Annotated in this window: 18 protein-coding genes, 1 tRNA gene and 1 pseudogene; 12 read left to right on the top strand and 8 right to left on the bottom strand. The window is 70.2% G+C overall.

The window, feature by feature from the left end:
• The first annotated feature begins 207 nt into the window (after positions 1-207).
• Positions 208-858 carry a DNA-binding response regulator gene (locus tag QM779_RS14645; RefSeq protein ID WP_428536492.1) on the top strand — a complete coding sequence of 217 codons (651 nt, stop codon included), beginning with the start codon at positions 208-210 and terminating at the stop codon, positions 856-858.
• Positions 855-3,041 (top strand): ATP-binding protein, encoded by a 2,187-nt coding sequence (locus QM779_RS14640; RefSeq protein ID WP_428536490.1) that lies wholly within the window; start codon positions 855-857, stop codon positions 3,039-3,041. Before QM779_RS14645 ends, QM779_RS14640 begins: the two co-directional genes overlap by 4 nt.
• A gap of 132 nt (positions 3,042-3,173) precedes the next feature.
• Here the strand turns inward: QM779_RS14640 and QM779_RS14635 are convergent, their stop codons facing one another.
• The 3 genes from QM779_RS14635 to QM779_RS14625 are packed head-to-tail and all read right to left on the bottom strand — an operon-like array spanning position 3,174 to position 7,220.
• Positions 3,174-5,327 (bottom strand): alpha/beta fold hydrolase, encoded by a 2,154-nt coding sequence (locus QM779_RS14635; RefSeq protein ID WP_428536488.1) that lies wholly within the window; start codon positions 5,325-5,327, stop codon positions 3,174-3,176.
• A gap of 34 nt (positions 5,328-5,361) precedes the next feature.
• Positions 5,362-6,138 carry a DUF1269 domain-containing protein gene (locus tag QM779_RS14630; RefSeq protein WP_428536486.1) on the bottom strand — a complete coding sequence of 259 codons (777 nt, stop codon included), beginning with the start codon at positions 6,136-6,138 and terminating at the stop codon, positions 5,362-5,364.
• An 11-nt stretch (positions 6,139-6,149) separates the two neighbouring features.
• Positions 6,150-7,220: a zinc-binding metallopeptidase family protein gene (locus QM779_RS14625; protein WP_428536484.1), complete on the bottom strand. Its 1,071-nt coding sequence runs from the start codon at positions 7,218-7,220 to the stop codon at positions 6,150-6,152.
• Between the two features lie 152 nt (positions 7,221-7,372).
• On the opposite strand from QM779_RS14625, the gene QM779_RS14620 reads away from it, so the two are divergent.
• Genes QM779_RS14620 through glsA form a run of 3 tightly spaced genes read left to right on the top strand, consistent with a single transcriptional unit; the run spans position 7,373 to position 11,057 of the window.
• Positions 7,373-8,815, top strand: a complete 1,443-nt coding sequence (locus tag QM779_RS14620; RefSeq protein WP_428536482.1) for an amidase — start codon at positions 7,373-7,375, stop codon at positions 8,813-8,815.
• A gap of 47 nt (positions 8,816-8,862) precedes the next feature.
• Entirely contained in the window at positions 8,863-10,056 is a 1,194-nt protein-coding gene (locus QM779_RS14615; RefSeq protein ID WP_428536480.1) for a hypothetical protein, read from the top strand.
• 5 nt (positions 10,057-10,061) lie between these two features.
• On the top strand, positions 10,062-11,057 hold the full coding sequence (gene glsA / locus QM779_RS14610; protein ID WP_428536478.1) for a glutaminase A: 996 nt from the start codon (positions 10,062-10,064) through the stop codon (positions 11,055-11,057).
• A gap of 31 nt (positions 11,058-11,088) precedes the next feature.
• On the opposite strand, the gene QM779_RS14605 is transcribed toward glsA, so the two are convergent.
• Positions 11,089-11,475 (bottom strand): SHOCT domain-containing protein, encoded by a 387-nt coding sequence (locus tag QM779_RS14605; RefSeq protein WP_428536476.1) that lies wholly within the window; start codon positions 11,473-11,475, stop codon positions 11,089-11,091.
• Positions 11,476-12,002: 527 nt separating this feature from the next.
• Positions 12,003-12,085: transfer RNA gene (locus QM779_RS14600), tRNA-Leu, on the bottom strand.
• A gap of 197 nt (positions 12,086-12,282) precedes the next feature.
• Between QM779_RS14600 and QM779_RS14595 the strand changes: the two genes are divergently transcribed.
• The 6 genes and pseudogenes from QM779_RS14595 to pknB all read left to right on the top strand — a co-directional run bounded on the left by QM779_RS14595 (position 12,283) and on the right by pknB (position 19,665).
• Positions 12,283-12,996 (top strand): FhaA domain-containing protein, encoded by a 714-nt coding sequence (locus tag QM779_RS14595; protein WP_428536474.1) that lies wholly within the window; start codon positions 12,283-12,285, stop codon positions 12,994-12,996.
• Positions 12,989-13,480: an FHA domain-containing protein FhaB/FipA gene (locus QM779_RS14590; protein WP_428536472.1), complete on the top strand. Its 492-nt coding sequence runs from the start codon at positions 12,989-12,991 to the stop codon at positions 13,478-13,480. Before QM779_RS14595 ends, QM779_RS14590 begins: the two co-directional genes overlap by 8 nt.
• Positions 13,481-14,866 (top strand): protein phosphatase 2C domain-containing protein, encoded by a 1,386-nt coding sequence (locus tag QM779_RS14585; RefSeq protein ID WP_428536470.1) that lies wholly within the window; start codon positions 13,481-13,483, stop codon positions 14,864-14,866.
• A pseudogene (locus QM779_RS14580) lies at positions 14,866-16,188 on the top strand (FtsW/RodA/SpoVE family cell cycle protein); the annotation flags it as partial. The gene QM779_RS14585 and the pseudogene QM779_RS14580, both read left to right, overlap by 1 nt.
• A 218-nt stretch (positions 16,189-16,406) precedes the next feature.
• Positions 16,407-17,825 carry a peptidoglycan D,D-transpeptidase FtsI family protein gene (locus tag QM779_RS14575; protein WP_428536468.1) on the top strand — a complete coding sequence of 473 codons (1,419 nt, stop codon included), beginning with the start codon at positions 16,407-16,409 and terminating at the stop codon, positions 17,823-17,825.
• Between the two features lie 94 nt (positions 17,826-17,919).
• Entirely contained in the window at positions 17,920-19,665 is a 1,746-nt protein-coding gene (gene pknB, locus QM779_RS14570) for a Stk1 family PASTA domain-containing Ser/Thr kinase (RefSeq protein ID WP_428536466.1), read from the top strand.
• 42 nt (positions 19,666-19,707) lie between these two features.
• Here pknB and QM779_RS14565 read toward each other — a convergent pair whose 3' ends face one another.
• Entirely contained in the window at positions 19,708-20,346 is a 639-nt protein-coding gene (locus QM779_RS14565) for an aminodeoxychorismate/anthranilate synthase component II (RefSeq protein WP_428536464.1), read from the bottom strand.
• A 104-nt stretch (positions 20,347-20,450) separates the two neighbouring features.
• Between QM779_RS14565 and QM779_RS14560 the strand changes: the two genes are divergently transcribed.
• Positions 20,451-20,750: a cell division protein CrgA gene (locus QM779_RS14560; protein WP_428536462.1), complete on the top strand. Its 300-nt coding sequence runs from the start codon at positions 20,451-20,453 to the stop codon at positions 20,748-20,750.
• Positions 20,751-20,864: 114 nt separating this feature from the next.
• Here the strand turns inward: QM779_RS14560 and lysS are convergent, their stop codons facing one another.
• Together lysS and QM779_RS14550 are read right to left on the bottom strand one after the other, a co-directional pair.
• A complete protein-coding gene (gene lysS / locus QM779_RS14555) occupies positions 20,865-22,376 on the bottom strand; it encodes a lysine--tRNA ligase (RefSeq protein WP_428536460.1) in 1,512 nt (503 codons plus the stop codon).
• Positions 22,377-22,507: 131 nt separating this feature from the next.
• Positions 22,508-24,502, bottom strand: a complete 1,995-nt coding sequence (locus QM779_RS14550; protein WP_428536458.1) for a S9 family peptidase — start codon at positions 24,500-24,502, stop codon at positions 22,508-22,510.
• Between the last annotated feature and the right edge of the window lie 120 nt (positions 24,503-24,622).

The raw sequence follows: 24,622 nt of genomic DNA, 5'->3' as shown, positions 1-24,622 counted from the left end.
GGAGATTCCGCTCTTGGGCGCGGCCGGGTGCCGGGTGCGAATCAGGAGTCTTCGTCGCAGACTGCCGCGGTAGTCCGGCGTCTGAGCTCGTCCGCCTTCGCTGTCAAGGCCGTCTCCGCAATGATCCCTGCGGAGCGGGAACTTCACGCGTCCCTGGGTTGAAGTTGCCACAATGGTCGCACACTGGACGCCCACGAAGACGACATGATGACTGAACCCACTCCCGGCAGCCGCATCGCTGTGATCGACGACCACGAGTTGATCGCCGAGGGGGTCGCCGCTGCCGTCGCCGACCTGGCCGACGTGCACCTGGTGGCCAGCGCACGGACGGTTGACGAGTTCCTCGCCCTCGGTGTGGATGTCGATCTCGTTCTGCTCGACCTACGGCTGGGGGACGCTACCCGTCCCGCCGAGAACGTCGGACGGCTGCGCGCGGCAGGCATCGAGGTGCTCGCCTACACATCGGCGGAGAGCCCGGCGCTGCTGCGCGAGGCCGCCCGGGCCGACATCATCGGCGTCGTCACGAAGAGCGAGTCGCGCGCAGAACTGATCCAGGCAGTCCGGCAGGCACTTCAGGGGTGCGTGGTCGCCTCCACCGACTGGGCTGCCGCTCTGGACGGCGACGGCGAGGTCGCGACGGTGGGGCTGACGCCCCGAGAGACCCAGGTGTTGCAGTTGTACGCGTCCGGGGAAAAGGCCGACCGCGTCGCCCGCCTGTTGGGCATCTCGCGGGACACCGTGCTTGACCACATTCAGAACGTGAGGACGAAGTACGCCGCGGCCTCGCGTCCGGCAGGGACGAAGATCGATCTGTACCGCCGCGCGGTGGAGGACGGCATCCTCGAAGGCCCGCAGTGAGCCTCGACCTCGGGTCGCTCGCCTGGCGGGAGGGCCCGCCGACGGCTGCGTCGGAGGCCGCCGAGACTATCTCGCGCCAGATCGCCTGGATCTTCTCGCTGGTGTACGGACTGCTGGAACTCATCGGCCTCGTCGGGGAGGTTCCGTCGGTCACCGACACGCCAGCCGGGTGGCAGGCCGCCTCCTTGCTGGTCGCTCTGGGCACCGTGGCCATCCTGGTCGGCACCCGCGCTCCGCGGGCGGTTCTGCGCGCCGGCTGGGCGATCTACCCGGTCGGGTGGGCGCTGTCCGCGATCGCGTGGACGGTGCTCGGCCCCTCGCAGGTTCCGGGCGCGTCTCTCATGCCCTGGACCTGGGACCTCGCGCCGCTGGCCATCGCAATCGCCGCCCTCCGCTGGAGCCTCGTCCCGGCCGTCGCGATCGGGATCGCGCCCATCCTCGTGGTGCTGGCCGTCGCCGTCTCCGGCGGCGTACTGACGCCGGGGCTTGCGTCCATGATCGCCCTGGGGCTGGGCAACTCGATCTTCGCCGTGCTGGTCGTCGCCGCCCGCAGCCACCTGCTGCAGACCTGGCATGCCGCCCGACGCCTCGCCGACGAGGAGCGGGCCGCCCTGCTCGAGCAGGCCTGGCGGGCTGAGCGGGATAGGTTGACAGCCCTCATCCACGACCAGGTCCTGGGCACCCTCAGCGCGGTCGGACGGGGTGGCGTGGGCCACGCGGACCTCGTCGCCGCGGCGGAGAACTCCCTCGAACTGCTCGCCGACCACCTGACCGTTACGGATGAGTCCCTCGTCATCCGGGACGATCTGCGGGCAGTGGCGCTGGCCAACCGCTTCGACTTCACGCTCGCCGCGCCCGCTGCCGAGGTGCGGTATCCGGGCGAGGTCGGAGAAGCCGTCATTGCCGCCACTGCCCAGGCTGCGCGCAACAGTGTCGAGCACGCCGGGACGGCAGCCGCCCGCACGATGCGAGTCGACCTCGCGCCCGCAAGCGTGGTGGTCGAGGTTGTGGACGACGGCGTGGGGTTCGACCCGGACGCGGTCCCCGAGACCCGGCTTGGCCTCCAGACCTCGGTGCTGGGCCGGATGCGCGCTCTGGACGGCGGCGACGCCGTGGTGGGATCCGCCCCCGGCGAGGGCACCACCGTGCGGATATCGTGGCGAGCCGCCGACCGGAAGCCGGCTCAGCGGACGCCGTCGCCGGTGGCTCTCCCCCTGCCCGACATCGGCACCGCGACGGGCGTCACCAGCCGCGCGGCCCGCGTGTGCCTCCTGCTCTGCTGGGGTGCCGGTCTGGCGTGGGTGGCGCAGTCCTGGCCCAGCCTGCCCGCACCTGCGTTGACAGTGGCTGCGGTCGCCTGGCTGCTGATCGCGCTGTTCATGGTGACGCGTCCGTCGACGACGCTGCCCGGCGCCCCCACGGTGGTCGTGGCGGCGCTGACGCCCGCGGTGACCGCCGCCTGCCTGCTTGTCCAGTGGACGCAGGTGTTGCCGGAGCAGGTCTGGCTGCTGCAACTCGGTGCGGACGTCGGCGCGCTCCTCGCGCTGCGTGGACGCGTCCGCGCCGGCGCGGCCGGAATCCTGCTCAGCGTCGCGGTCGTACTGCCCATGACCCTCGGAATGGGGCAGGTCGGAGCCGGCGTCGCCGTGCTGGTGTCGCCGGTAGTTGCCGTGATAGCGGCATCGCTGCTGTACCGGGTGGTGAGCCGCACGATGACGGCCACTCTTGCCGCCCGGGACGCTGAGGCGCAGGCGATTGCCGCTCAGCACGCCGCACGGGACGCAGCGGAGCGCGCCAGGGGCCTGCGGGTCGAGGTCGCCCGACTGAGCCTGCCCAGCCTCACCGCGGTGGTTGCTGGCGAGGCCGTGGACGCGGGGCTGGCCGAGTCGTGCCTGATCGCGGCGGCCTCCGTCCGCGACCTGCTGCGGGCCCCCGCCCTGGCTACCGGCAGTCTGGCCCGCATCTGCGCGGACGCCCGTGACCGCGGCGTCCGGGTCAGGCTCTTGGACGACAGTTCCGGGTTGCGTCCGCTGAGCGAGGCCACCATCCGGCGACTGGCCGAGGCGGTGGCCGCCGCCGCCGGCGGCCGCGTCACTATCCGCGTGCAGCCCGACGGACGCCGTCCGGCCGTCACCCTCGTCCTCGACGACGCCACGGTGACCCGGCTCGAGTTCGACGAGTAGTCAGCAGCGGGTCGCGGCTTCGCGCGGATGATGGGGTGAGAAGATCCGCTCTTGGGCGCGGCCGGGTGCCTGGTGAGGATCAGGACTGTTCGTCGCGGATCCCGCTGTCAGATCCTGCGTTCTCTCGGGTGGTCAGGGTGCTGGATCCAGGTACAGGTAGTGACGAAGTCGCGCGCGTGCGGCCCGCCGGCTGCCCGCGAAGGCGGCGAGCCCGGCGATGCCTGTTGCAGCCAGATAGCCGCCGATGGTGTATCGCAGCAGCCGGTTTCCCAGCGGCGGCCAGAAGATCATCGCGACGGCGATGGCGAGGGACAGTAAGCCATCGAGGACCAGGACCCCGCGCCCGACCGGGGCCGACGAGGCCGTTGCCGCCGCGATCAGCTGGGCCAGCCCGCGCAACCCGACGACGACCACCACGATCCACCGTGCGACGTCGATCGCGACCAGGTTGCCGATGGCCAGGGCCACCGCACAGACGACCGCTACGGCAGCCAGGACCGCCCACACCAGCCAGGGCTGGCCCCGACGCAATTCGGCGATCGCCCCGACAAGGGTGTGGACGGCTTCGGCGGCGAGCCAGATCGCGAGCATCACCGCCACCCAGGCGACAGGTATGGTGCCAGGCCAGACCAGGAGGGGGACGCCCACGAGCAGCGGGACGACACTGCGCAACAGCATCCGGACGTTGACCCGGCCCAGCCGGGCCGACAGCGGGTCGCGGCGAGCGGCTGGGAGACGACCGGTCAGCGCCCCCGCTGGCTGTGGCAGAGCCTCGCCCCGGATCGCCGAGACCGCGAAGCGGCTGTTCTCGCCCGGTCCCGGGACAACGGGGCAGCGCTCCAGCGCCACCCGCTCCGGCTCGGACGCCGCCCAGGAGGTGAGCCAGCCGGGCACACTCCCCGGCGCTTCGGGCATCACGAACCTCACCGGTACCGCCAACCGAGACATCAGCTGCCGGGCATCGGTGGCAGCGAGCCGGTCCACCGATCGAACCGTCGCCAGCAACTCGGACTCAAGACGACCGCCCGCCGCCCTGCGGAACCGCTCGTCGCCGGCGGCGGAAACCGCAGCATCCCGGCTCGCCAGCAGGCCGGCATACGCAGGATTGGGGCCAGACGCGTCAGGAGTGGGCAACGGCGGGGCGAGTGCGACCACGCCGGCGACGGCCTGCGGGTCGATGGCGGCGCAGGCGAGCGCGACATCCGCACCGAACCCGGTGCCCGCCACCGTGAACCGGCGGTCACCGAACACGATGCGGGCGGTGGCCAGCACAGCGCCCGCATGGTCCTCGAGGGAGTACGCGTTGGCTGTCGGCGCCGGCGAGTCGCCGAACCCGAGCAGGTCGAGGACGACCACTTCGTGGTCGGCGGCGAGATTGTCCGCCGCGTCCTGCCAGATCCGCCAGGTGTTTCCGAGGTCGGGCAGCAGCACCAACGGCTCGCCCGCGCCGGTGCGGAGCCCGACACTGAGCTGATTCTCCTCGGCCCGCCGGACCTCCTCCGCCACGCGGTCGGGCACGTTGACGATGAGCAGGTGATCGGCCGTCAGGCCCCCGATTCGACGAACGTCCAGATCGGGCTTGAGCCGCTGGAGGCCCAACAACTCGTAGGGCCGCACCAGTGGGTCCTTGACTCCGAGGGCGAAGGTTGTCGGCATGGTCAGCTTCGGGAGATCGTCCACGAGGGTCGTCGCAGTGATGGTGTTCTGCAGCGTCCTGGCCATCACCTCCCAGTGGATGGGGAGTTCCTCGGCCCGGATGTACTCCTCCACCGGTCCACGGAGCGGCCCTGCCGCGAGAGCGTAGAACGGGGTGTTGCGCTGCTTCTGGTCGCCGATGACCCGCCACAGCCACGTCCAGAACACCGCCTTGACATACGACGTGCCGAACCGGTGCTTCACGTAGTTCTCCGGCGGCAGGTAGAACGGCGTCGACAACAGGAAAAGGCGTCGCACTCGTTCGGGGTGGTGCGCGGCGTAGCGCGCCGCGATGTCACCGCCCAGCGAGTAGCCGAGCAACAGGAAGCGCCCCGGCAGATCCAGGTCATCCAGGGTTGCCGCCAGCACAGCCACGTGCTCATCGGTGGTGTAGTCGATGTCCAGCGGTTTCGGCGAACCCCCGAACCCCAGCAGGTCCGGGGCGATCACCCGGTAGTCCAGCGTCAGCAGCGCCACCAACGGACGCATGTCGTCGGCGGTCGAGTTGATCCCGTGCAGGAGCACGACCACAGGTCCGCTGCCCTCATCGATCCGCACTTTCAACCGGAGCTCGGCAACCTTGGTGGCCATCATCCCTACCGCTTCTGATGCCCGTTCCCGACGCTCAGTCGTCCGGCTCGCTCGTGGGCTTCGCCTGCTCGGCGGCGTCCACCCGGGAGGTGATCTCCTCCACCACCGCCCTGTCGACAGCGCGCTGAACGATCCGATCCGCCTTGGCCAGGGCTTTCTGCAACTCGACCATGGCAGGGTCGGAGACGAGCATCATGAGGCCGGAGTGACCGGGCTCGACCGCCGCGGACAGTTCCTCAGCGAGTTCGCCCGCCACCTGGTTGTGGCGCAGGCGGCCGACGCCGGCACCGACAGCGCCGCCCACGGCCAGGCCGGCCAGCAGTGAGGGCGGGAAGAGAAGTCCCACGATCGCACCGGTCACCAGCCCCCAGCGAAGACCGCGGCGGGTCCGAAGATCGGTGGCCTGGTCGATCGTCAGTTCTCCGTTCTGGTCCTTCGCCAGCACGAAGGCACCCTCGATGCGTAGCCGGTTCGCGTCCGCTGCCTGGCGGAGTTCGCTGTATGCCTCCAGGGCGAGGTGCTTCTCGGAGAAGTCCGCGACGAGCAGGCTCCAGGCGCCGTCGGAGAGCAACGCGCCGGCAACACTGGTGTCGCCGTCGGTCGCCTCGGCGACCACGAGATCGAGATCACCGTCCGTGGTCGCGGCGATCGAGACCCGATCGTCCCCACTGGCGGCGCCGAACGCAACAACAGGCACGCCGTCCGCGGTGACGCCGGACACGACCGTTGCGGTCGGCTCCACACCGGTTGCGGAACCAGGTGCGGCGGGGCCGACGGGAGTGGGCTCGGGAGGTGTGACGGCGTCGGACATGGTTGTTCCTTTCAACTCTTGGGGAGAGGTTCTCGTGCTTGGGCGTCGAGCCCGATGAAGGGTTCGTGGACGCGGGAGGCGACGACGACGCGGTGGACGAAGTCGAGTTTCTCGGCGACCGGTTGGGGGATGGTGAAGGGGTACAGGTCGCCTTTGCCCATGGCGTGGTTGGCGCGGTTGAGCAGGTGTGACACCCACGTCCAGTCGGTCAGGGCGTCCGCCATCGGGACGTCGGTGTAGTCGGTCCGCGGACGGATGTCGGACGGTAGCGCGGGCTGGGCCTGTCTGCTCATCAGCAGGCCGCCGTTCGCGGTGATGCCCAGCGTCGCCAGGATGTGCTGGTAGTGCGCGAACGTCTCGGCGAAGTCCTCCCACGGGTGCATCGTCGCGTAGGAGGAGATGTAGTTCTCCGGCCAGTCGGACGGGGCCCCGTCGCGATAGTGCCGTTCCAGCGCCTCCGCGTAGGACGCGCGCTCGTCCCCGAACAGCGTCCGGCACTCCTCCAGCAGCGTCCCGCCCGGCTCCTCGACCAGCTGCCACTGGTAGTAGTGGCCGACCTCGTGGCGGAAGTGGCCCAGCATCGTCCGGTACGGCTCACCCAGGGTGATCCGCAGCCGCTCGCGGTGGTCGTCCAGGCTCTCGGTCAGGTCGATCGTGATCACCCCGTCCGCGTGCCCGATGACCACCGGCACACCCTCCCGGGACGCGAGCAGGTCGAACGCCAGCCCACCGTCGGCCACCCACTGCGGCCGGATCGGCAACGCCAGATCCGCCAGGCCGATCAACAACCGGCGCTTCGCCGTCTCGGTGACCGCCAGCTTCCCCATCGCCACCGTGTCGTCGAGGTCAGGACGGCGGCGCGTCAGCCGGCACGAATAGCACTCCACGTGCGGGCCGCCCGCCCGGACAGCCCAGTTGCAGCCCCACCGCCGGTTGGCGCACGGCTCCAACCCCGGCTCGCCCAGCGCGTACGCCCGCTTCGTCACCGGATCCAGCAACACCGGCTGCGCACACGACCCGCACTCCAGACTCTCGATCCACAACGGGGTACCACACGCCGGGCAGTCCAGGACCGTTCTCACACCGGTCACGGTACCGGCCACCGGCCACCGTGCTGACCCCCCAGATGTGGGGATGGCTCGTCCGTGAGGGGCCTTCCTAGCCTCGGTGGTGAGCAACGTGCCCCCACCCCCGGGCGTCCGGTGGAGAAAGGTGACCATGCCGAGCCACACGAGTGAGGGCGAGGATCTCGCCTACCTGCCCGCATCGCGCCAGCTGGAACTGTTCAGCACGCGCCAGTTGTCTCCCGTCGACGTGCTGGAAGCGCAGAATCTCCCAGTACGAGCATCACAACGGACTGGTCAACGCGGTGACGTTCACCCACTTCGACAAGGCCAGGGCCGAGGCCAGGGAGTCCGAGGACCGCTGGCGACGCGGTGAGGCGCGGCCGCTGGAGGGCATCACCTGCGCGCTCAAGGACGAACACCACGAGGCCGGAATGACGATCACCAGCGGCTCGGCGCTGCTGGCCGACCAGGTGAAGGACTACACCGACGAGGTCACCGCACTCCTCAAGGACGCCGGCGTCGTCACACACCTGCAGACGACCGTTCCCGAGTTCTACCTGATCGGCCTGACCCACTCCGTGCACTGGGGCGTCACCCGCAACCCGTGGAACCTGTCCTTCACCGTCGGCGGGTCCTCCGGCGGCTCCGGCGCCGCGCTGGCTGCCGGCATGACGACTCTGGCGACCGGCTCCGACATGGGCGGCTCGGTCCGGCTGCCGTCGGCGTTCTGCGGGCTGTACGGCTTCAAGCCGCCCTACGGACGGGTGAGTACCGAGCTGCCGCTGGAGCAGTATGCCGGCACCGGGCCGTTGGCAAGGACTTTCGCCGACCTGGTCCGCTTCCAGAACGCCATGGCCGGGCCAACGACGTACGCCCCGATGACCCTGCCCAAGCAGACCTTGCCGCTGGACTACGACGGCGTGAATGGTCTGCGGATCGCCTACTCGCCCGATCTGGGACTGCTGCCGGTCAGCGTGGACACCAGGGAAGTCGCGGGCGCGGCAGCACTCCGGCTCCAGGAGCTCGGCGCAGAGGTGACCGGGATCGAGCTCGACCTTGGCACCTCGATGGACGACCTTGCCGACATGTTCTTCCGGGCGTTCTGGGCGGGCTCCATGGGCGGAGCGTTGGAGCAACTCAGCGACCACACCGAGGCGATGTCGCCGTACGCGGCGGCAATCTTCGACATGCTCAAGACCTCCCGCTACGGTGGGGCGGACAACGCCGCCTTCGAGCTGTGGATGCGCCGGCTCTACACACGTCTCGTCGATCAGGTCTGGAACCGAGGCTACGACGTCCTGGTCACGCCGACACTGGCCGACTCCCACGTGCCCGCGGACTTCGACCCATCACTGCACAGCTTCAGCATCGATGGCGTCCCGGCGCACCCCCAGTTCACCGCGGCCCTGACCGCACCCTGGAACATCCTCAACAGCCATCCGGTGATCTCCGTACCCGCCGGACGTACGGGACGCGGGATGCCGGTCGGCCTGCAGATCATCACCGCTCCGTACGCCGACGAGCTCGCCTTCCGGGTGGCCCACGCCTACGAGCTGGCAACCGAGCCGTTGTTCACGGCAGGTGCACGACCCGACTATCGATCCGCCTGAACCGTCCCCAGAACTGGGGATTCCGGTCGCCGTCTTCGGCTCCTAGTGTGGAACAGCCAGCGGCACCGACCGCCGGCCGCGCCCTGCCCGTCCCTCGGCCCCTGGAGTTCCGTGTGATCCGCTACACCCTGCCCAGCATCGACGACCTGCTCCGGCTCGGCGAGCCCCGGCTCGACGCGATGTCGGTCTACCTGCCCACCGAGCCGACCCCCGCCGGCCGCAACGCGGCCCTGACGGCCGTGAAGAGCGCCGTGGACGAGGCCATCCAGACACTGCGGGACAAGGGCCGGCCTCGGTCGGTGGAGGATGGGCTGCGCGCGGAGTGGGTGGCACTCACCGAAGACACCGGGCTGTGGGGCAACCTGGGACGGTCCCTTGCGGTCTTTCTGTCACCGGGCTTCAGTGAGGAATACGTCGTTGCCAACGCGTTCGACGAGCGCCGCAGCTTCGGGAAGCACTTCGACCTCGCCCCGTTGGTGCGCGCCGTGACTACTCCGCAGGACGCCTTCGCACTGACCCTGTCCAGTAACGGCTGGAACCTTTGGCGCGCCACCGCCGCGGCCCGGATCGCGGAGCTCGAACTGGTCGGCGACTACGCCGACGATGCCGCCGACGCCACCAACCGCATGAGCATCCGCGGACGAAAGCTGCTGCGCCGCCTGGGCGGCGACGAGGGCCAGAAGGTGCTGCTGGAGCGCTATGCCCAGGTGGTCGCGGACGCCGTCCGCAGCGAACTCGGACGGCTGGACCCGTCGGCAGGGCTGCCGCTGTTCGTGTTCGCCAACGATCCTCTCGGATCGCTGATCCAGAACCAGGACCTGCCCTGGCAGATCGAATTGGTGCGTGGCGCGCCCGACGAGCTGCGTCCCGACGAACTGGACGAGGCGGTTCGGGAGCGGATCGGAGCGCTGAACAGCGCCGAGGCGAGTCGGCGGGCCGACGAGATCGGCGACGGCTTTGCGCGCGGACTGGCCTCCATCGACACCGCGCAGGTCGCCCGTGCCGCCGTCGCGGGAGCCGTGGGAACACTGTTCTACGCGGTGGACGCCGACGCGAAGGGCTCGCTCGACCACGGCACCGGGGAGATCCGCTTCGAGCCGGATGGCGACGACCTGCTGACGCAGATCGCCCTCGCGGTCCTGCGCAACGGGGGCGAGGTCCGCGCCGTGCGGCCGAACGAGATCACCGCCGAGATCTGGAACGGACGCCTGCTCGCCGGTCTGCGGCATCCGCTGGCCTGAGGGTCATGTCCAGTCCCGTCCGGCCCGGCCGGTTCGTATCCACCGGCGTACTCCCCGCAGCGACCCATGTTGAGGATCTGATCGCCAGCGCCCGCGAAGAGTTCGCCGCCGTCTCCGAAGGTCAGCTGTCCAGCGTCTATCCAGCGCTGGCCGCAGCCGACCCCGACCAGTTCGGGATCGCGCTGGCCACGGTCGAAGGTGTCGTTCACCAGGTCGGCGACGCCGGAGTGGCCGTCACACTGATGAGCGTCTCCAAGCCGTTCGCTTTCGCCCTGGCGTGTGCCGATCGCGGCATCGACGAGGTGCGGCGTGTGATCGGGGTGAACGCCACCGGTATGCCGTTCAACTCGATCGAGGCGGTCGCCCGGGCGGAAGGCGGACGCACCAACCCGATGGTGAACTCCGGGGCGATCTCCACCACCAGCCTCGCCCCCGGGGCCACCGACGAGGATCGCTGGGCTTGGCTACGCGACGGCCTGGGGCGTTTCGCCGGTCACCCGCTTGACCTCGACGAGACCACGCTGGCCTCCGCCCGGGAGACCAACTTCCGCAACCGGGGGATCGCGACCCTCGTCCGGGATGCGGGAGGCCTGGCCGGCGACCCGCTCGAGGCCGTGGACCTGTACACCCGGCAGTGCTGCTTGCTGGTCAGCTGCGTGGACCTCGCCGTGATGGGCGCGACCCTCGCCGACGGCGGGGTGAACCCGGTCACCGGCGAACAGGTGGTCAGCGCAGATGTGGCGCGGGCGACTCTGGCGGTGATGAGCATCGCCGGAATGTACGAGACCTCCGGCGACTGGCTGCTCGATGTCGGTGTCCCCGCCAAGAGCGGGATCAGCGGCGGCCTGATGGCGGTCTCGCCCGGCAAGGGCGGCCTCGGGGTGTTCTCCCCGTTGCTCGACGGAGCCGGCAACTCCGTGCGTGGCCAGTTGGTCGCCCGACGGCTGGCTGCCGACCTGGGGCTGGACCTGCTCGGCTCGGCCTCGGAGCCGCGCTCATGATCGACCGCCTCGACCACCCTCGCCACGACGATCAAGCGAGGGCTTTGGCCTTCAGCGCGTCGAACTCGGCCGGCGAGATGGTGCCCGCGTCCAGCAGGGCTTTCGCCTGGGCGATCTCGCCGGCGGCGCCGCCCGAGACCGAGCGGATGTAGTCGTCGGCCGCTGCCTTCTGCGCACTAGCCTGCGCCGAAGCCCGCTCGGCCATCCCGGAGCCGCGAGCGATCAGGTAGACCAGAGCGGTCAGGAACGGCACGAAGATCAGGAACAGGAGCCAGACCGCCTTCGCCCAGCCGGACAGCGTCTTGTCCCGGAACAGGTCGGAGATGATGCTGAACAGTGCCATCAGCCACGCGAAGAGCACGAAGATCGTGAAGAACATCCAGATGAAGTCCCAGATGTGGGACAGGAAATCGCCCATGTGAATCCTTTGTCGCTCAGCGTGCAGCTGACACCGTCCGACGGACGCCGTCACGACACACTACGAGCTCGCCGGCGCGGTGCGATATCCCCAGTTCTGGGGAGCTCTGCGCCTGCCGGTCTACTCGGTGAACTCGAGCCTGCTGACGGGACCATCGTCGAGGACGGCGGCCACGGCCAGGCGGCGTCCCGCAGGCAGCATCCGGATGGTCACCTGTCCGCCCTTCGCTTCATCGACTGCGGCGATGATCCGGTCGATGGTGTCCTCTGCTGGTGGTTTCAGCCCGGGACTGTCGTCGACAGACTCACACGCGTACCCCGCGTCGCCTCGCGGCGGCACACGCCTCTGCCAGAGGTTCGTCGACGGATACCCTTGTGGGTATGCCATTTCGTGCCATTTCCGTGGGGCACGTGGGGCAGGAAGTGCCCCCGATAGGCTCTGGAGGGTACGTCTGAGCGGACCCCTGATCGGGGTGAAATCGCTTGTCAGATGCTGTTTGCCCTCGTCAGGGGCACTTGACCAATAAGTGCGCGAGAGAGGAGTTGAACCTCCACGTCCTTTCGGACACACGGACCTGAACCGTGCGCGTCTGCCATTCCGCCACTCGCGCCCGGCTCCCGGGGGAGCCAGCCGAAGAAGGCTAGCACGAGAAGGGGTTGTGCCCCGAATCCGCGGCGAAGGCTGTAGCGGGCGCCCCGGCGGGCACACCGGTCTCGCCACGCCACGGCGACCACAGTCCGTCGCGTAGGCTGGCGATTCGGGGCTGGATAGGCTTGTCCGCGCCGAGCGCATGGAGAGGAGGAGCGGATGGGGGTCTTCGACCGCGTCGAGAAGAAGCTCGAGAATGCTGTCAGCGGTGCCTTCGCCAGGGCGTTCAAGGGCGATGTCCAGCCCGTGGAGATCACCGCCCGGCTGCAGCGCGAACTCGACTCCGAGGCCAAGCTCCTCAGTCGTGACCGGAAGCTCGTTCCCAACGACTTCCGCGTCTCGCTCTCCACCCACGACTACGACCGGCTCACGCCGTACAGCAAGACGCTGAACGCCGAGATCGGCCCCCAGCTCCGCGAGTACGCCTCCGATGCCGGCTACATCTTCAACGGTCCCGTGACCATCGACTACGTCCTCGACGCCAGCCTCCCGGTCGGCCGGTTCACCGTCGCGTCCTCCGCCGTCGCAGGGGTGGACGCGGATGAGGACGCCAGCCCCAGCGAGATCCGCGCGGCGAACCTCGTCGTCGAGGTGAACGGCGTCCGCCACCCCCTCACCCCTCCCGGCCTCACCATCGGACGCGGCACCGAGGCCGACCTGCGGATCAACGATCCGGGCGTCTCCCGCCTGCACGCGCGGATCAACGTCATCGGTACCGGTGCCGGCCAGCAGCTCAGCATCGAGGACCTCGGCTCCACCAACGGGGTCACCGTCGACGGCCAGCGCACCCGGCAGGCGACCCTTGCCCTCGGCAGCCGCATCGAGATCGGCTCGACGAGGCTGGCGATCACCTCGCCGGTGTCCGATGTCTGAGCTGGTCGTCCTCGGCCTCAAAGTCGGGTTCCTGGCCCTGCTGTGGCTGTTCATCCTGTTCACGGGCAACGTGATCCGCACCGACCTGTTCGGACGCAAGGTGTCCGCGGCCGAACTCGCCCGCGCGCAGGCCGCGCCCACGCAGGGTGCGGCGGCGGCCAAGCCCCCCAAGGTCTCCCGACGCACCCTCAAGCAACTGCCGAAGACCCTGACCGTCACCCACGGCAAGCAGGCCGGCCTGCAACTCCCCCTGGGTGAAGCTGTCCTGATCGGACGCGCCAGTGACTGCCAACTGATCCTCGACGACGACTACGTCTCCACCCGCCACGCGAGGATCAGCCGCACCCCCGCCGGTTTCCAGGTCGAGGACCTCGGCTCGACCAACGGCACCTTCGTCAACAACCAGCGGATCAGCGCCCCCACCCCCTTCGGCGTCGACGACACCCTGCGCATCGGTCGGACCCTGATGGGCGTGGAGCGCTAGATGACCCTCGCCCTCCGCTACACCGCCCACTCCGAGGTCGGCCTCGTCCGGAAGAACAACCAGGACTCCGCCTACACCTCCCCGACGATGCTGATCGTCGCGGACGGAATGGGCGGCGCCGCCGCGGGCGACCTCGCCTCCGCCGTCGCCGTCCGCGAACTGCGGGCAGCGGACGCCCCCCGCAGCGGCGAGTTGATGCTCGACACCCTCTCGACAGCGATCGACGCCGCGTCCGACGCGATCAGTGACCTGGTCGACTCCGATCCCCGCCTCGACGGCATGGGCAGCACCGTGTGCGGCGTCATGTTCGACGGCGAGCAACTCGGCCTGGCCAATATCGGCGACTCGCGCGCCTACCGCTACCGCGACGGCCGGCTCACCCGGCTCACCCGCGACCACTCCTGGGTCCAGACCCTCGTCGACGAGGGACGGATCACCGAGGCCGAGGCCCTCGAGCACCCCCACCGCTCCCTGATCCTCAAGGTGATCAACGGCCAACCGCAGCACCAGCCCGACCTCGAACTCGTCGACGCGCTCGCCGGCGACCGCCTCCTGGTCTGCTCCGACGGCCTGTGCGGGTTCGTCACCGACGACGTCATCGCCGCCCGGATGGACGGCGACCGCGACGACGTCATGAACGCCCTCGTCGGCCTCGCCCACTCCGAGGGCGGCCAGGACAACATCACGATCATCCTCGCCGACATCGTCGAGGGAGAACCGGAGGGCGCCACCGAGGTCCTCGGCGCCGCGGCCCTGCTCGACCTCGACAACCTCAGCGAGGCCACCGCCCCGATCCCCGACCTCCCCGCCGACGGCACCCCCCGCCCCGACCCCGCCGCCGGTGAGGTCGCCCGGTACGCCCCGCTCGCCCGACGAAGGGCGTCGGTGTGGGTGAAGCTCACCCTGCTCGTGCTGCTCCCCCTCCTCGCCATCGGCGGGGCCGGCTGGGCGTGGTACGGCTACACCCAACGCCAGTTCTACGTGGGCGCCAACAACGAGCTCCTCGCGATCTTCCAGGGCATCCCGGAGCCGGTGTTCAACCTGCCGCTCTCCCACGTCGTCACCACCGACACCACGCGGGTCGCCGACCTTCCGCTCTACTACCAGGAGCAGGTCCGCGACACGCTGCCCGCCAACAGCTACGAGGCCGCGGAGGACGCTCTCGCCACCCTCCGGGTCAAGGCCGAGGCGTGCATCGCGCAGCGCGAGCAGCGGGAGACCGCCACCGCGACCCCGAGCCCCAGCGACAGCGCGACACCCAGCGACTCGGCGAGCCCGAAGGGCTCTGCGAGCCCCACCGGCAGCGCCTCGGTGACCCCGTCCAGCCCCACCGCGGCCCCGACCCCGTCGGACACCTCCACCCCGGCAGCACCCACGGAGTGCTGATGAGCGACGTCGTCGGTTACCGGAAGCGTCGTGGCGTGGAGGCGTTCATGCTCGCCTTCGCGATCGCGCTCGGGCTCGGCGGGTACCTGATCACCCACCTCAACCAGGACGCGAAGCTTCCCTCGGAGTGGCCGTGGGCGGTCGCGATCCTCGCCGGGATCGGCCTCGTCCTGCACCTCGTGATCCGTTGGCGCACCCCGTACGCCGACCCGCTCATCCTGCCGCTGGTCATGCTGCTGAACGGGCTGGGCCTGGCGATGATCCACCGGCTCGACCTCGCGTCCGACCCCCGCATGCACTCGGCCGAACTCCAGCTGATGTGGACGAGCATCGCCGTCGTCGCCTGCTGCACCGTCGTCATCGTCCTGCGCGACTACCGTGTACTACAGCGTTATACATACACGTTGTTCCTGTTCGGCATGGCCCTGCTCATGCTGCCGCTGGTCCCCGGCCTCGGCCTGGAGAAGAACGGCGCCCGGATCTGGATCCACCTCGGCCAGTACAGCTTCCAGCCGGCCGAGCTGGCGAAGCTCGTGCTCTCCATCGCCTTCGCGTCCTACCTCGTCGAGAAGCGGGAGGTGCTGGCCCTCGCCGGTGGCCGCTTCCTCGGCATCGAGCTCCCCCGCCCCCGCGACCTCGGCCCGATCCTGCTGATGTGGCTGGCCAGCCTGGCCGTCCTGGTCTTCCAGAAGGACCTCGGCACGTCGCTGCTGTTCTTCGGGCTCTTCGTGATGATGCTCTACGTCGCCACGGAGAAGCCCGCCTGGGCGATCCTCGGGACGCTGCTGTTCGCGATCGGCGCCTACCTGGGCTACCTGTTCTTCAGCCATGTGCAGGTCCGCGTGTCGTCGTGGCTGGACCCGTTCTCGAACTACCAGCAGAACTACCAGGTCATCAATGGCCAGTTCGGCATCGCCTGGGGCGGGGCCCTGGGCACCGGCTGGGGCCTCGGCCGCCCCAACCTCACCCCGCTCGCCAAGACCGACTTCATCGCCGCGGCGATCGGGGAGGAACTCGGCATCGCCGGGCTGACCGCGGTCATGCTCGTCTACGGGCTGATCGTCGCACGCGGGCTGCGGGCGTCCCTCGTCGCCAGGGACCCGTTCGGCAAGCTCCTGGCCGCCGGCCTGTCGTTCGTGTTCGCGATCCAGGTGTTCGCGATCCTCGGCGGGGTCACCCGGCTGCTGCCCCTGACCGGCCTGACCACGCCGTTCATGTCCCAGGGCGGCTCGTCCCTGGTCGCGAACTGGGTGATGGTCGGACTGCTGCTCGTGGTCACCCACCAGATCCGCAGCCCGATGGTCGAGGCCGCCGAACCCGTGCAGTGGCTCGGCGCAGAGACCACCCAGCTGATCCCGGTCGGCGCCCCGTCCACGTCGCCCGCGTCCCCGTCTCCCGCGTCCCCCACCTCCCCCGACCGGGCGACCGCTTCGGACGCGGACGAGCCCACCGCCGACGTCCCCTCTGTCGCCCCGGCCGCCGACCCAGACCCCGACCCCGGGGAGACGATCTTCCGTCCCCCGGTGAAGGAGGACCGACCGTGAACCGCCCGATCCGCGGCGTCGCCGTGACCGCGATGGTGATGTTCTTCGCCCTGATGGCGAACCTCAGCTACCTCTACGTCGGCCAGCAGGGCTACCTCAACGAACGTCCGGAGAACCGCAGGGTCGCCGACGCCCGGTTCGGCCAGGACCGCGGCCCGATCATGGTCGGCAACACCCCGGTCGCGCAGTCGGAGGCCGTCAAGGACCGCTACAAGTTCCAGCGCACCTATTCCTCCGGCAAGCTCTACGCCCCGGTCACCGGGTTCTACTCCTACCTGTACCGCACCTCTGCGCTGGAGTCGTCCTACTCGGCCCAGCTCGCCGGGGTGGACGACTCCCAGTTCCTGAACCGGCTGGTCAACACCCTGTCCGGTTCCAGCCAGCGCGGCGGGACCGTCGAGACCACCCTGGACGCCAAGGCCCAGAAGGCGGCGTGGGACGCGCTCGACGGCCGCAAGGGCGCCGTCGTCGCGATCGACTACAAGACCGGGGCGATCAAGGCGTTGGTGACCTACCCCAGCTACGACCCGAACGACCTCGCGACCCACGACCTCGCCGCGTCCACGAAGGCCTGGGACAAGCTCAACGCGGACAGCAGCAGGCCGCTGGCGAACCGCGCGACGAAGGAGATCTACGCCCCCGGCTCCACCTTCAAGCTCGTCACGGCCGCCGCGGCGCTCGACTCCGGCATGGACGCCGACACGATCCTGGACGCGTCCTCGTACAAGCTGCCGGGCTCGACCAAGGTGATCTCGCAGAACTGCGGCGGCACCAAGATCACCCTCACCCAGGCGCTGGAGACCTCGTGCAACCCCGCGTTCGCACGACTCGGCGCCGAGCTGGGGGACGACGCGATCCGCGAGCAGGCGGAGAAGTTCGGGTTCGGCACCGCGTTCCTCTCCGACATCGGCTCGTCGGCCAGCGTCTTCCCCGACGACCTCGACGCCGCCCAGACCGCGATGAGCGCCATCGGCGAGTACGAGACCCAGGCGTCCCCGCTGCAGATGGCGATGGTGTCCGCGGCGATCGCCAACGACGGCGTGGTGATGGACCCCTACATCGTCGACCAGGTGCTCGACAACGACCTGAAGGTGGTCAGCCAAACGCGTCCGCAGCAGCAGTCGGTCGCGCTCAGCTCGGGGAACTCCTCCGAGCTGAAGAAGATGATGGTGCAGGTCGTCGAGAACGGCACCGGTTACCGCGCCCAGATCCCCGGGGTGACCGTCGGGGGCAAGACCGGGACGGCCCGCACCAGCTCCGAGCGGAACCCGTACGCGTGGTTCACCGCGTGGGCCGACGACCCGTCCGTCGCGGTGTGCGCGTTCGTCGAGGACGCGGACATCCCCGCGACGGAGATCGCGGGCGGCGCGGTGGCCGCTCCCATCGCCAAGGCCGTGATCGAGGCGCTCAGGTGATTCTCATTCGGAACCTGACGCGGCTTCGGCCACAATGGGCACGGTGTGCAGCCGGGTGCCCTGAACGGGCCGCCGGGTGGAAAGGAATCGACGGATGACCGAAGAACCCAGGCTCCTCGGGGGCCGCTACCAGCTGGGCCCCGTGCTCGGCCGGGGCGGGATGGCCGAGGTGCGCCGGGCTCGTGACCTGCGGCTCGGACGCGACGTGGCGGTCAAGCAGCTGCGGATCGACCTGGCCTCCGATCCCACGTTCCAGGCCCGCTTCCGCCGGGAGGCCCAGGCCGCGGCCGGGCTCAACCACCCGAACATCGTCGCCGTCTACGACACCGGCGAGGAGGCCGACCCCCACTCCGGGGTCCAGGTGCCCTACATCGTGATGGAGCTGGTCGAGGGCCACACGCTCAGGGAGATCCTGCGCACCGGCCGCCAGATCGTTCCGGCCAAGGCGCTCGAGTTCACCCAGGGCGTGCTGGACGCCCTGAGCTACAGCCACAAGGCAGGCATCGTCCACCGCGACATCAAGCCGGCGAACGTCATGCTCACCTCGACCGGGCAGGTGAAGGTGATGGACTTCGGCATCGCCAGGGCCGTCGCCGACACGTCCGCCACCATGACCCAGACCGCTGCGGTGATCGGCACCGCCCAGTACCTCTCGCCCGAGCAGGCCCGCGGCGAGACGGTCGACTCCCGCAGTGACATCTACTCCGCCGGCTGCCTGCTGTACGAGCTGCTGGTCGGACGCCCGCCGTTCCAGGGCGACTCCCCCGTCAGCGTCGCCTACCAGCACGTGCGCGAGGCACCCGTCCCGCCCAGCCACCTCGACCCCGAGATCACGCCGGCGATGGACGCGATCACCCTGAAGGCGCTCGCCAAGGACCCCGCCGACCGCTACCAGACCGCGGCCGCCATGCGCGCCGACATCGGCCGGCTGCTGGCCGGCCAGGCCGTCGCCGCCACCGTCCCGGTCGTCGCAGCCGTCCCCTTGGCCGTCCCCGCCTCGGCCGGTGACGCGACCGCCGTCCTGCAGCCCGCAGAGCACACCGCCACCCGGGCGGTCGAGGACGAGGAGCCGCGCCGCCGCTGGGGGCTGATGGCCTTCCTGGTCGCCCTGGTCCTGCTGGCCGCCGGCATCGGGATCTATTTCATGGTGAACGCCAACCGGGTGGAGACCGTCGCCGTCCCCAACGTCGTCAACCGCCTCACCGCGGACGCCGAGCAGGTGCTGACCGACGCCAAGCTCCAGCCCGTCGAGGAACAGGTGAACGGCGCGGACGACGAGACCGTCGGGCGGGTCATCGCGCAGAGCGTCGCCGCGGAGACGTCGGTTCCGGTCGGCACCGAGGTGACGATCACCATCAACGTCGGCCCGAGCAAGGGCACGGTCCCGCAGGGGATCATCGGGATGGACGTCGACGACGCGAAGAAGCTGCTCGAGGACAACAGCTTCACCAACGTCCAGACCGCCCCGTCGCCGACGGAGTCCAGCGACGACACCGCGAACGAGGTGCTCAGCGTGGACCCCGGTGAGGGCACCAAGATCACCCTCGACACCGCGATCACGTTGTACTACGCGACCGGCAAGAGCAAGCTGCCCCAGGTGATCGGGTTCACCGAGTCCGCGGCCAGGTCGATGCTCGGTAACGCCGGTTTCTCGAACGTCACGGTCAAGTACGAGGAGTCGACCCAGACGGCGGGGACGGTGATCAGCCAGAGTCCTGACGCGCTCACGATGGTGAAGCGGACGGCGAAGATCACCCTCACCATCGCGACGGCGCCGAGCCCGAGCGCCACCCCGACGGACAGTGCCACCCCGGATCCCACGGACACGGCCACGCCCTGATTCCGGGGGTGCGGATCCCTCGACCCGACGCCCCGCGACGGGTCAGTCGGCGTGCAGCGCCATCAACGGCGTGAGCCCTTCCGCGCGGCGGGGCGCGTCCGCGTCCCCACACGCCGCGAGCCAGTTGGCGAGCAGCTGGTAGCCGCCCTCGGTGAGCACCGATTCGGGGTGGAACTGCACGCTCTCGATCGGTAGCGTGCGGTGCCGGACCGCCATGATCACACCCGATTCGGTGGACGCGCTCACCTCGAGGTCGTCGGGGACGGTGGCCGGATCGAGCGCGAGCGAGTGGTAGCGGGTCGCGCGGAGCGGATTGGGCAACCCGGCGAACACGCCGCGTCCGTCGTGGTGGACGAGCGAGGTCTTGCCGTGCAGCAGCTCGGGCGCCCGGTTGACGACTCCGCCCATCGCCACCGACATCGACTGCAGGCCCAGGCAGACGCCGAAGATCGGGACGCGTCCGCCCTGCTCGCGGACGATGTCGATGCACACGCCGGCGTCCTCGGGCGTGCCCGGACCGGGCGAGAGCAGGATGCCGTCGAAGCCGTCCGCCCAGCCGGGCGCGGCGAACCGCGGGTCGTCGTTGCGCCACACCTCGACGTCCGCGCCGATCTGGCCCAGGTACTGGACGAGGTTGTAGACGAACGAGTCGTAGTTGTCGACCACGAGGATCCGCGCCATGGCGTCCATTCTCCCCCATCGGCCGCGGTGCCCGCCGCTCCGGAGAGTCGGTGGTGCCGGGGTTGTCCGGTATCCTGAGGGGGTTTCCGTCCAGAGGAGTTCCCGTGCCCGAGTCGAAGACCCGCAAGGCCGCTGCCGAGAAGAAGAAGAACAGCGACCGCGCGCAGCTCGCCCAGAAGCGGGACGAGACGAAGCGGACGGTCGCCGCTCCCGGCAGCAGGCAGTGGGTGCCGCCGACCTTCATCACCGTCGGCCTGCTCGGCGTGCTCTGGCTGGTCGTGTACTACATCACGGCGTCGGTGGGCGTGACGATCCCCGTCATGACCGACCTCGGCGCCTGGAACGTCCTGATCGGCATGGGCGGCATGGCCGCAGCGTTCGCGATCGCCACCCTCTGGAAGTAGGCGCGCCCCTCGGGACGACCGCTGCGTCCACGACCACAAACGCTCCCGAAAACCACAGAAGCTCCCGGAACTTCGGGAGCTTCTGCGCGTTTCGGGAGCGTCTGCAGCGGACGGTCAGCCCTGCGGCTTGAGCAGCGGGAACAGGATCGTCTCGCGGATGCCGTGGCCGGTGAGCAGCATCATCACGCGGTCCAGGCCCAGGCCCATGCCGCCCATCGGCGGGGCGCCGAACTCCAGGGCAGCCAGGAAGTCCTCGTCCAGCTGCATGGCCTCGGGATCGCCCGCCGCAGCCTTCAGCGACTGGGCGACCAGCCGTTCGCGCTGGACCACCGGGTCGATCAGCTCGGAGAACCCCGTCGCCCGCTCGACGCCGCCGACGATCAGGTCCCACGCCTCGATCAGGTCGGGGTCGCTGCGGTGCTGGCGCGCCAGCGGCTGCGCGATCGGCGGGTAGTCGCACACGAAGGTCGGCTGCAGCAGCCCCGGCTCCACGATCTCGCCGAACAGCTCCATCACCAGCTTCTGCGCCGGCCACACCGGGTCGTACTCCACGCCACGGGCGTCCGCGATCCCGCGCAGCACGGACGCGTCCGTCGCCGGCGTGATCTCCTCGCCCACCGCCGCGGAGAGCGTCGGGTAGACCGGCTTCCACTCCCACTCACCGTCCAGGTCGATCTCCCCTGCCGGGGTCTGGAGCAGCCGCGTGCCGAGGGCCGCGTCCGCGGCGTTCTGGATCACCCGGCGGGTCAGGTCGGCGATCGAGAACTGGTCGCCCCACGCCTGGTAGGCCTCCAGCATGGTGAACTCCGCCGAGTGCGAGGAGTCGATGCCCTCGTTGCGGAAGATCCGTCCGATCTCGTAGACCCGGTCGGCCCCGCCGACCATCGCGCGCTTGAGGAACAGTTCGAGGGCGATCCGCATCGTCATGTCGATGTCGAACGCGTTCAGGTGGGTGTTGAACGGACGCGCGGCCGCGCCGCCGTGCACGAGCTGCAGGACGGGGGTCTCGATCTCGAGGTAGCCGTCCGCGTGCAGCGTCTCGCGGATGCTGCGGGTGACCGCCGCCCGCGTCCGCACCATGTCCCTGGCCTCCGGGCGCGCGACCAGGTCGGCGTACCGCTGCCGGACGCGGGTCTCCTCGCCGAGTTCCTTGTGCAGGGTCGGCAGCGGACGCAGCGCCTTCGACGCCAGCACCCAGCCGGTGGCCAGCACGCTGAGTTCGCCCCTCTTGGACGAGATCACGCGTCCGGTCACCGACACGAAGTCGCCCAGGTCGACGTCGGCCTTCCACGCGTCCAGCCGCGCCTGGCCGACCTCGGCCAGCGACAGCATCACCTGCAGGCGGACGCCGGAGTCGGCCTGCGTGAACCCGTCCTGGATCGTCGCGAAGCAGAGCTTGCCCGTGTTCCGGATGAAGACGACCCGTCCGCTCACGCTGACGACCTCGGCGGTCTCCTCACCCGCTGTCAGCTGCCCCCACCCTGCGTGCACCTGCGCGGCGCTGTGCGTCCGCGGGACGGTGATCGGGTACGGCGCAGTCCCGTCCGCGAGCAGCCGGGCGCGCTTGTCGTGGCGCACCTGCTCCTGCTCGGAGAGGGACGGGTTCGCGGGCGTCGGCTCAGTCACGGCGATTAGGTTACCGAGTCGCGCCGATCCCCCCGGACCAGGGCGCGGCGGGACGGCACGATAGGAACCGTCCCCAGCGTGCCGTCTTTCGGGTCCGGCACGATGGGGACGGTTCCTGGCGTGCCGCGGGGTCAGGACGCGGCGACCGGCAGGTGGTCACCCCACCAGCGCAGGATGTGCTCGAACCTCGCCCTGCGGTGGTGCGGGGTGCCGGACCGGGACAGTTCGTGGTCCTCGCCGGGGAAGACCAGCAGCTCCGCCTCGACGCCGTTGCGCTTCAGCTCGGTGAAGTAGCGCTGCGACGTGGCGATCGGGCAGCGCAGGTCCTGCTCGGAGTGGATCACCAGCGTCGGCGTCCGGACCCGGTCCACGAGCAGCAGCGGCGACTGCGCGTCCATCTGCTCGTAGCTGCCGTGGCAGCCGTCCGCGAAGTACCAGCCGATGTCGGACGGACCGATGAACGAGCGCGGATCGAGGTAGCCCCGCTCCACGACGGCCCCCCGGAACCGGTGATCGTGGGCGATCAGCCAGGCGGTGAGGTATCCGCCGTACGAGCCCCCCATCACCCCGACCCGGTCGGCGGCCAGGCCCGGCACGGTCGCCAGCGCGTGGTCGAGGAACGCCAGCACGTCCACCATGTCGCGGTCGCCGAACGCCTCGTGGATGGCCGCCGCGTGCGCCTGCCCATAGCCGGCCGAGCCGCGCGGGTTGCACATCACCACCGCATAGCCGGCCCCGGCGTACACCTGCGCCTCGTCGAAGAAGGACGGCCCGAACGCAGCGAAGGGCCCGCCGTGGATCAACAGCAGGACCGGGTGCGGACCCTCACCCTCCGGGCTCACCACCCAGCCGTGGACGGGGTAGCCGTCCGGGGCGGTCGCGACGAGTTCGAGCGGGGTGAGCGGCCTCGCCGACGCTTGCAGGGCGGACGCGAAGCTCGTGAGGGGGGAGATCCCGGCGTTGGCCGGGATGACAGCGTTGGGAGAGTCGAGCAGGAGGAGTTCGCCGGGGCTGGACGCGTCCGCGCAGACGGCGACCCGGACGCCACCGCCTGCGCCCAGGGACACCACGGAACCCGGCAGGTCCCAGCGCTGCTGCGCGCCGGAGGCGTCCACCCGGAACGCGACCCCGCTGCCCCGGACGAGGTCCACCCCGAGGACGCCGTCGCCGTCCGCGACCAGCGTCTCCACGTGCACGGTCTCGGCGTCGGTGAGCCGCAGCACGGGGCCCCCGGCGCGCGGGACGGCGAACACGCCGGGGTTCTGCGCGAAGAACGTCCGTCCGTCCGTGCCCGTGTGCCCGCCGATGAAGAAGAGGTGCTCCCCGGCCACCACCGGAGAGGAGATCACGCTGTCGCCCGCCGCGGAATCCGTGACGAGGATCGGCTCGCCCCCGCTCGGGTCGAACCGGTAGAGGTCGACCCGCAGGTCGGTGTCCCTGCTGTCGTGGCGGGACGCGGCGACCACCACCCGCTCGCCGTCCCACACCGGGCAGTAGTGGTCGACGTCCCCGGAGGAGACCTGGCGGGCCTCGGGCACCCCGCGGAACGGCTCCCCAGCCTTGGCGGCCCGTCCGACTGGCCGGACGGGCGGCTCGGCGCGCGGGTCCGGGACGTCGAGCACGAAGACGTGCGCGCGCCGGTCGGCCAGGAAGCCCGACCCGTTGAACTGGAACTGCAGGGAGCTGGTCAGCCGCGGGTCCTCGTGGTCGGCCGCCACCCCCTCGGTCGTGCCGAACCGCCCCGGCTCGGGCACCGGCGCGGTGTAGGCCAGTCGGGTGCCGTCCCCGCTGAAGGCGAACGAGCACACGCCGAGCCGCGCGTCGGTGACCACCACGGGCTCGCCCCCCTCGGCCGGCACCAGCGCCACCTGCGGCGGCCCATCGGGTTGGGCGCGGAGGAAGCCGAGGATCCGTCCGTCCGGGGAGAACTTCGGCGAGGTGTCACGAAAGCCCCGGGTGATCCGGAGCGGGGCGCCGTCGCCGACCAGCGGGACGCGCCACAGTTGTCCGACGTACGCGTCCGCGTCGAGGTCCGGCCGGACGACCGAGACCACGGCATGGGAGCCGTCGGGGTGGACGGCTGGTGCGGACGGCGAGTTGAGCAGGGGCAGGTTTTCGGCTCGCACGCTGGCAGCGTAACGCCTGGTGAATTCCTCCGGACGCCACGGCCTGTGATCCATACACCCAGGGTGCGAGGCCGCTCATGCCGGTGCGCAGAATTGCCCTGCGAGCCCGGCTCGCATTTG

This window comes from Propionicimonas sp., assembly GCF_049840635.1.
Taxonomy (GTDB): domain Bacteria; phylum Actinomycetota; class Actinomycetes; order Propionibacteriales; family Propionibacteriaceae; genus Propionicimonas.
The sequence above is the reverse complement of the archived record's forward strand: the minus strand, read 5'-3'. Positions and strand labels throughout refer to the sequence as shown.

Bases quoted from the DNA above. Each gene is read 5' to 3' on its own strand.
- QM779_RS14645 (WP_428536492.1), top strand. From the start codon at position 208: ATGACTGAACCCACTCCCGGCAGCCGCATCGCTGTGATCGACGACCAC.
- QM779_RS14635 (WP_428536488.1), bottom strand. From the start codon at position 5,327: ATGGCCACCAAGGTTGCCGAGCTCCGGTTGAAAGTGCGGATCGATGAG.
- QM779_RS14630 (WP_428536486.1), bottom strand. From the start codon at position 6,138: ATGTCCGACGCCGTCACACCTCCCGAGCCCACTCCCGTCGGCCCCGCC.
- glsA (WP_428536478.1), top strand. From the start codon at position 10,062: ATGTCCAGTCCCGTCCGGCCCGGCCGGTTCGTATCCACCGGCGTACTC.
- QM779_RS14605 (WP_428536476.1), bottom strand. From the start codon at position 11,475: ATGGGCGATTTCCTGTCCCACATCTGGGACTTCATCTGGATGTTCTTC.
- QM779_RS14595 (WP_428536474.1), top strand. From the start codon at position 12,283: ATGGGGGTCTTCGACCGCGTCGAGAAGAAGCTCGAGAATGCTGTCAGC.
- QM779_RS14590 (WP_428536472.1), top strand. From the start codon at position 12,989: ATGTCTGAGCTGGTCGTCCTCGGCCTCAAAGTCGGGTTCCTGGCCCTG.
- QM779_RS14585 (WP_428536470.1), top strand. From the start codon at position 13,481: ATGACCCTCGCCCTCCGCTACACCGCCCACTCCGAGGTCGGCCTCGTC.
- pknB (WP_428536466.1), top strand. From the start codon at position 17,920: ATGACCGAAGAACCCAGGCTCCTCGGGGGCCGCTACCAGCTGGGCCCC.
- QM779_RS14565 (WP_428536464.1), bottom strand. From the start codon at position 20,346: ATGGCGCGGATCCTCGTGGTCGACAACTACGACTCGTTCGTCTACAAC.